Below are 13,351 nucleotides of genomic sequence, written 5' to 3'. Positions count from 1 at the left end.
GCTGCTACAAAAGTGTCGCGGCTGAAATATTGGAAAAGCGGCGCTTGATTTTCCGCACTTGCCCCAGAGAAATCAGCTGACCGGCTCGGCCGTACAACTCATTGCCCCTGAGCCTGGCTTCTGGAAAATCACCCCGTTGCCGTCTTGCCAGAAGCGGTAGCTCCCCTGGGAATCCTTGCCAGTGTATTGGGTTCCCGAATCACTCGGCACCTGGCTCAGGGTGATCGAGGTGTTCGCCCATTTCAGGTACACGACACCTGGCTGCGTGTTAAAGAAGGTGGCGGCAATCAGTGAGTTAAACCCTGTACAACGAAAGGCCAGGGGGCCTTCGGTGAGCGTGTCTGGATCCTTGGTTCTCACAATGGCCGAGCCTTGGCGTAGCTGGTGCGCGCGCTCGGCATAACTTCGGATCGTGCACGCCTTGGGCTCAGGCGTGGACGCACACTGATTACGGGAGTCGATCCAGAACTGCTGGTCGATCAAGACTTTGTCTGGGCGCGGTACTGAACGTTCATCCGTGAGCGCCAGGCGATAAAGACGCGTCAATTCGATATCCATCTGTGCCAGTTGCGAATCGCGACAGATAAGCTTTTCGACGGATGCCCTTGCCGTGGCGCAATCGAAACTGGTCTTGAACGACGCAGCATTTGCGCAGGTGCTCGTTGCCGCGCAAACGCTGGCAGCGAGCAGACAGTTGAAAAGGGTCGTGACCGTTTTCATGTTGGCTTCACCCAGATCATTACGTGATCCCCGGATTGCCATGGAACCTATCGATCTGTTGGACATTCATTCGTTCGCATTGGGTGTATCGCAGTGTAAGTCAGTGCTCGAAACTTGCCACTTCTGGCGATGTTAAAAAATGTTATTTCGAAAAAATACTTCACATAATCTGATCATTGGTAGATGATCTCCACCAGCCGGTATGACAACCTGATAACACGACAAAAACAGGATTGCCTTGATGTTCGACGAGATCCCGACTCATGTGCTGAATGACAGCGCCCCTCAGCGGGTTTATCCGCTCGGCGCTGATCCTGTCTACCGGAGCCCTCTCTACAACGCGGCCAATGTCTGCGCCTGGCAGGCGCGCAAGCAGTCGCTGCTTTCCTCTGGAGTACCCCATGAATAAAAAGAATGTCGGTGTTGTCGGTCTGGGCGCGATGGGCCTGGGCATTGCTCGCTCGTTGTTGCGCAGCGGTTTCAATGTGCATGCCTGTGATGTGCGGGCTGCAGTGACTGAACAATTTGCCGGGGAGGGCGGCGTGGCTTGCTCTTCGCCGTCGCACATGGCCGCTGAGTGCGACGTGATAGTGACCGTGGTGGTCAACGCCGAGCAGACCGAAACCGTACTGTTTGGTGAGGGTGGTGCCGTGGCCGCACTGCGGCCGGGCAGTCTGGTGATCGGCTGCGCCACCGTAGCCCCGACTTACGCGGGGGATCTGGGCCAGCGCCTGGCCGCGTTGGGCCTGCTGTATCTGGATGCACCGATTTCCGGTGGCGCCGCCAAGGCGGCCGCTGGCGAGATGACCATGATGACTTCGGGGCCGGCCGACGCCTATACCAAGGCTGAGTCAATCCTGGGGGGCATGGCCGGCAAGGTTTATCGCCTGGGTGACGTTCATGGCCTGGGGTCGAAGGTCAAAATCATCAATCAGCTGCTCGCCGGGGTGCATATTGCCGCCTCTGCCGAAGCCATGGCGCTGGGCCTGCGTGAAGGGGTCGATGCCGATGCACTCTATGAGGTGATCACCCATAGCGCCGGTAATTCCTGGATGTTCGAAAACCGCGTACCGCACATTCTCAAGGCTGACTACACACCGTTGTCCGCGGTGGATATTTTCGTCAAGGACCTGGGCCTGGTACTGGATACCGCCCGAGCCAGCAAATTCCCGCTGCCGCTGTCGGCCACCGCTCACCAGATGTTCATGCAGGCGTCCAGTGCCGGCTTCGGCCGTGAGGACGACTCGGCGGTGATCAAGATTTTCCCGGGCATCGAATTGCCGACTGCCAAGCCCCAGTCCGTTTGAAGCCCGAGCCCGTTTGAGGAACACCCCATGACTACCTCCACCGCACGCCCGCTGCTGGGCTGCATCGCCGACGATTTCACCGGTGCCACGGACCTTGCCAACATGCTGGTGCGCGGCGGAATGCGTACCGTGCAAAGCATCGGAATCCCGAGCGCAGATGTTGCTGCCGGGCTTGACGCCGATGCGATCGTCATTGCCCTGAAGTCGCGCACCATTCCTGTCGCCGACGCGGTCGAACAGTCCCTCGCGGCGCTGGCCTGGCTGCGCGAACAAGGCTGCGCGAACAAGGCTGCGAGCAGATCTTCTTCAAATATTGCTCGACGTTCGACTCCACCGCGGCCGGCAATATCGGCCAGGTCAGCGAAGCGCTGCTGGCCGCACTGGACAGCGACTTCACTCTGGCCTGTCCGGCGTTCCCGGAGAATGGCCGGACAATCTTTCGCGGCCACTTGTTTGTGCAGGATCAACTGCTCAGCGAGTCGGGCATGCAGCATCACCCGCTGACGCCGATGACCGATGCCAACCTGGTTCGGGTCCTGCAATCGCAGACTGGCCTGAATGTCGGCCTGTTGCGTTACGACACCATTGCCCGCGGCGCTGAGCAGGTGCGTGCGCGAATCGCAGAGCTGAGGGTTCAAGGTGTCGGCATGGCCATCGCTGATGCCTTGTCGGACAGCGATCTGTACACCCTCGGCACCGCCTGCGCCGATCTGCCGTTGTTGACGGGTGGTTCGGGGCTGGCCCTGGGGTTGCCGGAAAATTTCCGTCGCGCTGGCAAGCTGCGCGACCTCGATGCCTCAAAGCTCCCGGCGGTGTTCGGCGGGGAAGTGGTGTTGGCCGGCAGTGCTTCGATCGCGACCAATGGACAAGTGGCGGCCTGGCTCGAAGCCGGGCGGCCGGCCTTGCGGATTGATCCGTTGGCCTTGGCCGCGGGTGAACCGGTGGTGGCGCAAGCCTTGACCTTCGCCCGTGATAACGAACAAACCGTATTGATCTACGCCACCAGCTCACCGGATGAGGTCAAGTCGGTGCAACAGCAACTGGGTGTCGAGCAGGCTGGCAGTCTGGTGGAAAACGCCTTTGGCGAAATTGCCCAAGGTCTGCGTCAGAGCGGCGTGCGCCGCTTCGTGATCGCCGGCGGAGAAACCTCGGGCGCTGTGGTTCAGGCGTTGGGCGTACAGCTGCTGCAGATCGGCGCGCAGATCGATCCGGGTGTGCCGGCGACCGTCAGCAATACTGACGAACCTTTGGCGCTGGCACTCAAATCGGGCAACTTCGGTGGCCGCGACTTCTTCAGCAAAGCCTTGAGCCAACTCGCGGGAGGTGCTCAGTGAGTAACGAAAACGCCCTGCGCGAAGAAATCTGCGAGGTTGGCCGCAGCCTTTACCAGCGCGGTTATACCGTCGGCAGCGCCGGCAATATCAGTGCGCGCCTGGATGACGGTTGGTTGATCACACCGACCGATGTCTGCCTCGGGCGCCTCGATCCGGCGACCATCGCCAAGGTCAATCTGGCCGGCGAATGGGTGTCCGGTGACAGGCCTTCAAAGACTCTGGCGCTGCATCGCCAGGTCTACGACCGCAACCCGAATGTCGGCGGCGTGGTGCATACCCATTCCACTCATCTGGTGGCGTTGACGCTGGCCGGTGTCTGGCAGGCGGACGACATCCTGCCGCCGCTGACGCCGTATCAGGTCATGAAAGTCGGACATATCCCGTTGATTGGCTACCAGCGACCCGGGTCGCCGAAGGTTGCCGAGCAAGTCGCGCAGCTGGCCAATAGTGTTCGCGGCGTGATGCTCGAACGGCTTGGCCCGGTGGTCTGGGAGAGTTCGGTGTCCAGGGCCAGTTACGCCCTGGAGGAGCTTGAGGAAACTGCACGGCTCTGGCTGATGAGCCATCCCAAACCGGAACCTCTCGACCAGGCGGCTTTGGACGAGTTGCGAGAGACCTTCGGCGCGACCTGGTAAAGCGCTGGCTTAACACGACAAATCGATACAGCAGGCCCTGTACATGAGACGCGCAGCGACTCTCGACGGACCCGGCTTGCCTGAAAAAACAATAACAACAGGAAATCCAAGCATGACTCACCTTCACTGCGGCATTTTCAGATTCAGTGGCAGAACCGTTTCGTTTACCCGGCGTGGAGGGGTTCTGAAATGAGCCCGTTAGTCCTGATGATTACCGCAGGGGTGGGCATCGCGCTGTTGTTGTTCCTGGTGCTCAAGTACAAGTTCCAACCCTTCGTAGCGTTGATGCTGGTGAGCATTCTGGTGGCGCTGGTGGCCGGGGTGAAACCGGCCGATCTGGTGGCGACCATCGAAGGCGGCATGGGCAAGACCCTGGGCCATATCGCGATCATCATTGCCTTGGGCGCGATGATCGGGCGGATCATCGAACTCTCCGGTGGCGCTGAGGCGCTGGCCAAGACCCTGATTACTCGTTTCGGCAACCGGCGCACACCGCTGGCGCTGACGATTGCCGGTTTCATGGTCGGGGTGCCGGTGTTCTTCGAGGTCGGCGTGATCATCCTGATGCCGCTGGCCTATGGCATTGCGCGCAGTGCGCGTAAGCCGCTGTTGGTCTTCGCACTGCCGATGTGCGCGGCCTTGTTGACCGTACACGCCTTTCTGCCGCCACACCCGGGCGCCGTGGCCGCTGCCAGTCAGTTGGGCGCGAACCTGGGTCGCGTGCTGATGTTCGGTCTGCCGCTCACCGCGTTCCTTTACTATGTCGGCTACCGCGTGGCCGGGCGCATGACCCGTCGGGTGTACCCGATGACCGACGATATTCGTGCCGAGGTCTATGGCCCGCATGTCACCAACGAGGATCTGGCCGCCTGGTCCAATGGCAACGACAAGAGCACTGAGCGAGCGGCTGTGGCCGTGTCACACATGGGCCTGGAAGAGTCCACCAGCAGCATCGTTTCCAAGTTGCCGCCGGCACCCCCACCAGGGTTTGGTTTGATCGTCAGCCTGATCCTGCTGCCCATCATTCTGATTCTGCTGGGGACTCTGTCCACCTCGTTGCTGCCTGCCGAATCGACCCTGCGCGGCATCATGACCGTGCTCGGCGCGCCGCTGGTGGCGCTGCTGATCGACACCTTGCTGTGTGCCTGGTTGCTGGGTTCGCGTCGGGGCTGGAGCCGCACTCAGGTGTCCGATGTGATCGGCTCGGCCTTGCCCGGTGTGGCCATGGTGATCCTGATTGCCGGTGCCGGCGGGGTGTTTGGCAAGGTGCTGGTGGATACCGGAATCGGCGCGGTAGTCTCCGATATGCTGCGCACCACCGGTCTGCCGGTGCTGGCGCCCTCAATCTCACTCCGAACCACATGGCCCTGCTGTGCCTGGCCATGGGCGGTGGCGGGTTGGCCATGTCCCATATCAATGACGCCGGTTACTGGATCTTCACCAAACTGTCCGGGCTGAACGTGGCCGACGGCTTGCGCACCTGGACGGTGTTGACCACGTTGCTCGGCACCTTGGGTTTCTGTATTACCCTGCTGATCTGGCCATTTGTCTAACTCTTAATTTCAGGAGCTACCATGCCTCGTTTTGCTGCCAACCTCAGCATGCTCTACCCGGAACATGCGTTTCTGGATCGCTTCGCCGCCGCGGCTGCCGATGGTTTCGAAGCGGTGGAGTATCTGTTTCCCTACGACTACAGCGCTGAAGAGCTCCAGCAACGCTTGAGCGATAACGGCCTGGTGCAGGCGCTGTTCAACGCGCCGCCCGGTGATTGGGCGGCGGGCGAGCGGGGCACGGTGTCGTTGCCGGGCCGTGAGAGTGAATTTCGTAGCGGTTTTGATCGCGCCCTGGAGTACGCCGGCGTGTTGGGCAATTCACGTATCCATGTGATGGCTGGGCTGTTGCCGTCGGAAAGCGATCGCCCACGGCATCACGGCGTGTACCTGGAGAACCTCGCTTATGCCACCGCCCGGGCGGCCAAGGTCGGTATCACGGTGCTGCTGGAACCGATCAATACACGAGACATACCGGGCTTTTTCCTCAACCGGCAGGACCAGGCCCAGGCCATCTGCAAGGAAGTAGGCGCCAGTAATCTGAAGGTTCAGTTCGACTGTTATCACTGCCAAATCGTTGAAGGCGACCTGGCCACCAAACTGCGACGGGACTTCGATGGGATCGGCCATATCCAGATCGCTGGCGTGCCGGACCGGCATGAACCGGACCTGGGAGAAGTCAACTATCCCTATCTGTTCGAGTTGATCGACCAGTTGGGTTATGACGGCTGGGTAGGGTGCGAGTATCGGCCGCGTGGCAATACTTCGGCCGGCTTGCAATGGCTACGGGACTGGAAGGCGCGCTAAGCGCAACAGAGGAGGGGGGCGACGGACGCTGCCGGAGCCCGTCGTTTCAGTCAGACGGCAACAACAGTTCGACACCTTGCTTGCGAATGCCATCGGCCGCGGCCGGGGTCAGCGCATCGTCGCTGAGGATAATGTCGAACTGCTCTAGCCCGGCAATCTTGTACATGCTGAATGTGCCGTATTTCGAACTGCTGGCCACCAGCACCACTTGCGAGGCCGATTGCATCGCGGCTTGTTTCACCTCCACCTTCAGGGCCGAAGGCGTGGTGAGGCCGCGACGCAAATCCCATGAGCTGGTCGATATGAACGCGATGTCGGTGACGACCTGGCGCAGGGTGGCAACCGCCAGGCCGCCGACGCACGATTGATTGGAGTGATCCAGCTGCCCGCCGGTATGAATCACCGTGACTTGGGGGGCTTCGATCAGCGCCTGGACAATGCCGAAGTCGTTAGTCACCACGGTCATGCCGGACAGCGCCTTGATGTAGGGGACGATTTCCAGTGTGCTGGTTCCCGCATCCAGGTAGATCGTCATATCGGCATGCAGTAGCCGGGCGGCGAGCTTGGCCATGGATTGCTTCTGTGGCAACTCGACCACCGCCTTGAGCTGGTGGCTGGGCTCACTATGGAGCTGGCTGGCGATCCGCACCCCACCCGTTACCGAGTAAGCACGACCTTCCTGCTCCAGCAACGCGATATCGCGACGTATGGTCATGTGCGAACAGTCGAACATTTCCATCAACTGATGAACGCTCAGCACCTGATGCTTGCGCAACTGTCGCAGCATCAATTCACGGCGCTGTTCAGGAATCATCGGTGCGCCGCTTTCGGCGGCGATGTCCTTTTGATTAGGCATTCGGGCTCCAGATTAAGGAAAGCTGACGGTCAAACATAGTAGCGAATCTGTGGCGGGATCAGTAGCGCGGCGATGTGACGGGGCCTGGGGGCAAAGACCGTCACTCTGGCTTGCTGGGTGCCTGGGACTTAAATTGAGCCACGATTCGCGTGGACAGTGCTTCCTGCTCTTTCGATATGTAGCCAGTGAAGGCACAATGCGCATCCTTTTTTGGCTGGCCTTGCCGGAGGCGCCTCGAAATGATCAAAACACCGTACTACCTCATCGATAAACAAAAGCTGCTGGCGAACATGCAGAAGATCGCCTATGTGCGCGAACAATCGGGGGCCAAGGCGCTCCTGGCACTCAAGTGCTTCGCCACCTGGTCGGTGTTCGACCTGATGCAGCAATACATGGACGGCACCACGTCGTCGTCGCTCTACGAGCTCAAGCTCGGTCGACAGAAGTTCGCTGGCGAGACCCATGCCTACAGCGTGGCCTGGGCCGACGACGAGATCGAGGAGATGCTCGACAACTGCGACAAGATCATCTTCAACTCCATCGGTCAGTTGCAGCGCTACACCGAGGCTTCGGCCGGCAAGGTGCGCGGCCTGCGAGTCAATCCGCAGGTGAGCAGCTCGGATTATCTGCTGGCCGACCCTGCGCGACCGTTCAGCCGTCTGGGCGAGTGGGACCCGGAGAAGATCGAGCAGGTCATCGAGCAGATCTCTGGCTTCATGTTCCACAACAACTGCGAGAACGGTGATTTCGGCCTGTTCGACCAGATGCTGTGCACTATCGAAGAACGCTTCGGCGACTTGCTGCACAAGGTCGAGTGGGTCAGCCTCGGTGGCGGCATCCACTTCACTGGTGAAGGCTACGCGCTGGACGAGTTCTGTGCGCGCCTCAAGAGCTTCTCGCAAAAATACGGCGTGCAGGTTTACCTGGAACCGGGCGAAGCGGCCATCACGCAGAGCGCGTCGCTGGAAGTCACCGTGCTCGACACCCTCTACAACGGCAAGCACCTGGCGGTTGTGGACAGCTCCATCGAAGCGCATATGCTCGATCTGCTGATCTATCGCCTGAATGCGAAGCTGGCGCCCAGCGAGGGTGAGCACACTTACATGGTGTGCGGCAAATCCTGTCTGGCCGGAGACATTTTCGGTGAGTATCAATTTGATCGTCCTTTGGCTATCGGGGATCGGCTGTCGTTCATCGACGCAGCGGGTTACACCATGGTCAAGAAGAACTGGTTCAACGGCTTGAAAATGCCGTCCATCGTGGTGAAACAACTCGACGGTACTGTCGAGGTGGTTCGTGAGTTTGGTTACAACGACTACATGTCCAGCCTTTCGTAAGCTGGCAGAGAAGGAGAGAGAGAAAAATTGAAGAAGAACGTGCTTATCATTGGTGCAGGAGGTGTCGCCAAGGTGGTGGCCCACAAGTGCGCGCAGCACAACGATGAACTCGGTCGTATTGCTATCGCGTCGCGCAACATCTCCAAGTGCCAGGCCATCATCGACAGCGTCAAGGCCAAGGGCAGCCTCAAAGTGCCCGCCGAAATCCAGGCCTTCTCGCTGAACGCCATGGATGTGGAAGCGACCAAGGCGCTGATCCGCGAAACCGGATCGCAGATCGTCATCAACGTCGGTTCCGCCTTCCTCAACATGTCGGTGCTGCGCGCCTGCATCGATACCGGCGTGGCCTATCTGGACACCGCCATTCACGAAGAACCGGGCAAAATCTGCGAGACGCCGCCCTGGTATGGCAACTACGAGTGGAACCACCTCGAAGAGTGCAAAGAGAAGAACATTACCGCCATTCTCGGCGTGGGCTTCGACCCGGGCGTGGTCAACGCCTATGCAGCATTGGCGCAACAACAGTATTTCGACCGCATTGATTCGATCGACATTCTCGACGTCAACGCCGGTTCCCATGGCAAGTATTTCGCCACCAATTTCGACCCGGAAATCAACTTCCGCGAATTCACCGGACAAGTGTGGAGCTGGCAGAACAGTCAGTGGACCAGCAACACGATGTTCGAAGTCAAACGCACCGACGACCTGCCGGTCGTAGGCGCGCAGAACCTGTACCTGACCGGCCACGATGAAGTGCACTCGCTGTCGAAAAACCTCGACGTGCCCAACGTGCGTTTCTGGATGAGCTTCGGCGAGCACTACATCAATGTGTTCACCGTGCTCAGGAACCTCGGCCTGCTCTCCGAGCAACCGGTCAAGACCGCCGAGGGCCTGGAAGTCGTACCGCTGAAAGTGGTCAAGGCCGTGCTCCCTGATCCGAGCTCGCTGGCGCCCGGCTACACCGGCAAAACCTGCATCGGCGATCTGGTCAAGGGCACCAAGGATGGTCAGCCGCGCGAAGTGTTCATCTACAACGTGGCTGATCATGAAGACGCTTACGCGGAAACTGATAGTCAGGGCATTTCCTATACCGCAGGCGTGCCGCCCGTGGCCGCAGCCCTGCTGGTCGCCCGTGGCGAGTGGGACGTGCAGCGCATGGCCAACGTCGAGGAACTTCCGGCTGAGCCATTCCTCAAGGCGCTGGATGTGATGGGCCTGCCGACCCGCATCAAGGACGAGAATGGAGATCGTCCCTGGAGCTGAAACGCTTGAGGCTCGCAATATACAGGTGAACCTCGTTTCCCGCTCCATACGCAAAAACGCCGCTCTTTGAGCGGCGTTTTGGTTTGTGCGTATTGTGTTGGGCTTGTTGAGGACGAGATCAAGAACTCTGCCTCCAACATCCCCGCCCGTCACCCACATTGAACCCCAGCCCGTCGAACCGGCACTAACCCCTGGTTGCGTGGTCAGTAATTGGCGCCTGTAGCGACAAGGACCGTCTCTGATTGCGGCGCATCCAGCTACGTTTAGTGTTTTCTCCATGCCTTAGGGCAAAACGTTCGCGATGGATTGCGTCTTGAACCGACTTTTCCTTTTGCGAGCGACACTCTATGGGTTTGCTTCTCGATCCGCGTCATGACATTGATGCCGCTTTATTAAGCTATCGCCGGGTGTTCTGGTCGCTGGCGCTGTTCAGTGGGGTGATCAACCTGCTGGTGCTGGTGCCGTCGCTCTACATGATGCAGGTGTACGACCGGGTCCTCACCAGCCGCAACGAAACCACCTTGTTCATGCTCACCTTGATCGCCCTGGGACTGTTCATGTTCAGCGCCCTGATCGAGTGGGCACGCGGCGAGGTGATGATTCGTATGAGCGCGGGGCTGGACGATGCCTTGGGCGAGCGGATTTTCGACGCAGCCTTCGCTCGCAGCCTGCGCGAGCACAACGCCAACCCGGCGCAGGTGCTCATCGATCTGGCGACGCTGCGGCAGTTGATCACCGGCCAGGGCCTGATCGCCTTGCTCGATGCGCCGTGGTTGCCAATCTTCCTGCTGGTGGCGTTCATCTTTCATCCATGGTTCGGCGTACTGACGCTGGTTCTGGCCCTGGTGCTGATCGGCCTGGCGCTGTGGGGCGAATTGTCGACTCGCACACGCTTGGGCGAAGCCAATCGCCTGGGCGTGCAGTCGTCGATCTATGTAAACAGCACGTTTCACAATGCCGAAGTCATCCAGGCCCTGGGCATGCTCGGGCCGTTGCGCCAGCGTTGGAGCCTGCTGCAGCAACGCATCATTGCCGCCCAGGCCCATGCCAGCGACCGCGGCGCGCGTATCACTTCGATGACCCGTTTCGTGCGCATCTCCGGACAGTCGCTGGCACTAGGCTTGGGGGCGTTGCTGGTGCTTGAAGGCCAATTGTCGGCGGGCATGATGATTGCGATGTCGCTGCTGCTGGGGCGTGCCCTGGCGCCCGTGGAAATCGCCATCGGCTCGTGGAAGCAATTCAACTCCGGCCGCCAGAGCTACCAGCGCCTGAGTCAACTGCTTGCCCAGCATCCGCGCGAGCGCCTGCGCATGCCTTTGCCTCCGCCCACCGGGGCAGTGCGCCTGGAGCAGTTGTATGTCGGCCCGCCCGGCGCCACGCAACCGATCCTGCGGGGCATCAATTTCAGCCTGGCCAAAGGTGATGTACTCGCCGTCGTCGGCCCCAGCGCCAGTGGTAAATCAACGCTGGCCAGGGCGCTGGTCGGGGTATGGCCGGCCATGGGCGGGTCGGTGCGCCTGGACGACGCCGAGATCAGTCAATGGTCCCACGACGCCCTGGGCCCGCACCTTGGATACCTGCCGCAGGACATCGAGCTGTTCGACGGCAGTGTGGCCGACAACATTGCCCGCTTTGGCGAGCAGGACGCCGACAAGATCATCGCCGCCGGGCGTCACGCCGGCATTCACGAGATGATCCTGAGGTTCCCCAAGGGTTACGACACGCCGCTGGGCCCCGGCGGGCTTGGCTTGTCCGGTGGACAAAAGCAACGTCTCGGCCTGGCTCGCGCGCTCTATGGGCGCCCGTCGCTGATTGTGCTCGATGAGCCCAACTCCAACCTCGATGAAGCCGGGGAGCAGGCGCTGGTGCAGGCCATCCGTGCGCTCAAGGCTGCTGGCAGCACCGTGGTGCTGATTACCCACCGGCCTAATGTGCTGGCGGTGGTCGATCACATCCTGGTGCTCAAGGACGGCACTCAACAAGCATTCGGTCCACGGGACCGGGTGCTCAAAGCATTGATGCCGGGGCCAAGACCGGCCGCGGTCAGGGAGGCTGGCAAAGATGCGTGATCTGACCCCCGGAACACAAACGTACAGCGAGCAACGGCCGAGCGTGCGCGGCGCCACAACGCTGCCCTGCGCCAATACCGACGCCGGGGGGGCAGCACGCTATGGTGTGGGTTTCCTGGTCCTGACGCTGGGCGGCTTCCTGCTTTGGGCCTGCCTCGCGCCACTCGACCAGGGTGTCGTGGGCAGTGGCACCGTGGTGGTGGCGGGCGAACGCAAGGCTGTGCAGTCATTGGTCGGCGGGGTAGTGGAAAAGCTGCTGGTCAGCGATGGCGACCGCGTCACCCAGGGGCAGTTGCTGGTGCAGCTCAATACGGTGCAGGCGCAGTCGCAACGGGACGTGACGTTGGGCAAGTTGCTCAACGATCGCAGCGTCGAGGCGCGGTTGATTGCCGAGCGCCTGGGCTCAGCCGACATTCAATGGCCCGCTGAACTGCTGGAACATGCCGCCGAGCCGCGGGTCAAGGCCGCCATGGCCTTGCAGAGCCAGTTGTTTCTGACCCGCCGCGCAGAACTGGGCAGCCGCTTGCAGATCATCGAACACGAAGCCGCGGCATTGCAGCAGCAGTTGCAAGGCTACGAAGGCCTCAAGCGCAACTACGACACGCAGATGCGCTTCCAGCAGCAAGAGCTGGAAGGCCTGCGTGGATTGGCCAGTGAAGGCTACATTCCGCGCAACAAACTCTTCGAGGCCGAACGCAACGCAGCCCAATTGGCCGGGCAGATTTCCTCCGGGGTGGGCGATGTCGGCAGGACCCGCCAGGCGATCAATGAAAGCCGGCTCAAGGCCTTGCAGGCGCAGCAGGAATTTCGCCGCGATGCCGAAACCCAGCTCAGCGAGGTCTCTGCCGAGGCGGCAGGTTATGCCGATCAGATTCGTGCCTTGCAGTTTGAAGTCGACAACGGTGCGATCCGTGCGCCGGTGTCCGGGCAGGTCATGGACGTGAACATTCATACGGTCGGGGGCGTTGCGCAGGCCGGCCAAACCCTGATGCAAGTGGTGCCGCTGGATGCGCCGATGGCGATCACCGCGCGTTTCGAGCCGCTGATGGCCAATAAGTTGCGCCCGGGTCTGCCGGTGCATGTGCATTTCACCGCGCTGCAACGGGTGGATACGCCGACGGTCACCGGCACGGTGACTACGGTGTCGGCGGACCAGTTGATCAATGAACAGACGCACCAGCCGTACTTTTCCGCCAAGGTCGAAATTCCCGCCGACACCGTCGCCTCGCTGCAGGCCGCCGGCCTGCTGGTGCGCCCCGGCATGCTCGCCGATGTCACGGTGGTGACGGGGGAACGCACCTTTATGAATTACCTGATGAAACCTTTGCGTGAACGCCTGCTTGCGGCGTTCAAAGAGGAATGAGCATGACCGCTGCATTCGACGCCTCACGCCTCAATGACCCGACCGTGTAATCCGCACACGGTCGTTTGTGATTGGGTCTGTGGTTAATGCCAGTCAGTCAAGCCGCAACA

10 protein-coding genes and 2 pseudogenes are annotated in these 13,351 nt (G+C 60.6%); 10 read left to right on the top strand and 2 right to left on the bottom strand.

Annotated features, from left to right (window positions below):
- Positions 1 to 72: 72 nt before the first annotated feature.
- On the bottom strand, positions 73 to 720 hold the full coding sequence (locus E3W21_RS22365; protein ID WP_134421875.1) for an MliC family protein: 648 nt from the start codon (positions 718 to 720) through the stop codon (positions 73 to 75).
- A gap of 241 nt (positions 721 to 961) precedes the next feature.
- Between E3W21_RS22365 and E3W21_RS31235 the strand changes: the two genes are divergently transcribed.
- From E3W21_RS31235 to otnI, 6 genes and pseudogenes are all read left to right on the top strand, one after another.
- Positions 962 to 1,129 (top strand): hypothetical protein, encoded by a 168-nt coding sequence (locus E3W21_RS31235; RefSeq protein ID WP_166793860.1) that lies wholly within the window; start codon positions 962 to 964, stop codon positions 1,127 to 1,129.
- The gene (gene ltnD / locus E3W21_RS22360; protein ID WP_134421874.1) at positions 1,122 to 2,027 is read left to right on the top strand and encodes an L-threonate dehydrogenase; all 906 of its coding nucleotides are present in this window, start codon (positions 1,122 to 1,124) and stop codon (positions 2,025 to 2,027) included. The genes E3W21_RS31235 and ltnD overlap by 8 nt, the downstream gene beginning before the upstream one ends.
- A 27-nt stretch (positions 2,028 to 2,054) precedes the next feature.
- Positions 2,055 to 3,361, top strand: a pseudogene (gene otnK / locus E3W21_RS22355) (3-oxo-tetronate kinase).
- Positions 3,358 to 3,996, top strand: coding sequence for an aldolase (locus E3W21_RS22350; RefSeq protein ID WP_134421873.1), 639 nt, complete (start codon positions 3,358 to 3,360; stop codon positions 3,994 to 3,996). Before otnK ends, E3W21_RS22350 begins: the two are co-directional and overlap by 4 nt.
- A 189-nt stretch (positions 3,997 to 4,185) precedes the next feature.
- Positions 4,186 to 5,549, top strand: a pseudogene (locus tag E3W21_RS22345) (transporter).
- A gap of 21 nt (positions 5,550 to 5,570) precedes the next feature.
- On the top strand, positions 5,571 to 6,353 hold the full coding sequence (otnI, locus tag E3W21_RS22340; RefSeq protein ID WP_134421872.1) for a 2-oxo-tetronate isomerase: 783 nt from the start codon (positions 5,571 to 5,573) through the stop codon (positions 6,351 to 6,353).
- Between the two features lie 46 nt (positions 6,354 to 6,399).
- Here otnI and E3W21_RS22335 read toward each other — a convergent pair whose 3' ends face one another.
- The gene (locus tag E3W21_RS22335) at positions 6,400 to 7,209 is read right to left on the bottom strand and encodes a DeoR/GlpR family DNA-binding transcription regulator (protein ID WP_134421871.1); all 810 of its coding nucleotides are present in this window, start codon (positions 7,207 to 7,209) and stop codon (positions 6,400 to 6,402) included.
- 239 nt (positions 7,210 to 7,448) lie between these two features.
- Here E3W21_RS22335 and nspC point away from each other — a divergent pair, with 239 nt between their 5' ends.
- The 4 genes from nspC to E3W21_RS22315 all read left to right on the top strand — a co-directional run bounded on the left by nspC (position 7,449) and on the right by E3W21_RS22315 (position 13,241).
- Positions 7,449 to 8,546, top strand: a complete 1,098-nt coding sequence (gene nspC, locus E3W21_RS22330) for a carboxynorspermidine decarboxylase (protein ID WP_129444119.1) — start codon at positions 7,449 to 7,451, stop codon at positions 8,544 to 8,546.
- A 27-nt stretch (positions 8,547 to 8,573) separates the two neighbouring features.
- On the top strand, positions 8,574 to 9,809 hold the full coding sequence (locus E3W21_RS22325; protein WP_056742289.1) for a saccharopine dehydrogenase family protein: 1,236 nt from the start codon (positions 8,574 to 8,576) through the stop codon (positions 9,807 to 9,809).
- A 347-nt stretch (positions 9,810 to 10,156) separates the two neighbouring features.
- Positions 10,157 to 11,878: a type I secretion system permease/ATPase gene (locus E3W21_RS22320; RefSeq protein WP_129444115.1), complete on the top strand. Its 1,722-nt coding sequence runs from the start codon at positions 10,157 to 10,159 to the stop codon at positions 11,876 to 11,878.
- A complete protein-coding gene (locus E3W21_RS22315; RefSeq protein ID WP_134421870.1) occupies positions 11,871 to 13,241 on the top strand; it encodes an HlyD family type I secretion periplasmic adaptor subunit in 1,371 nt (456 codons plus the stop codon). The genes E3W21_RS22320 and E3W21_RS22315 overlap by 8 nt, the downstream gene beginning before the upstream one ends.
- Positions 13,242 to 13,351 lie beyond the last annotated feature (110 nt).

This window comes from Pseudomonas sp. F01002, assembly GCF_004402115.1.
GTDB lineage: Bacteria > Pseudomonadota > Gammaproteobacteria > Pseudomonadales > Pseudomonadaceae > Aquipseudomonas > Aquipseudomonas frigoris.
Note: the sequence above shows the minus strand (reverse complement) of the source record. Positions and strands in the feature narration are given on the sequence as shown.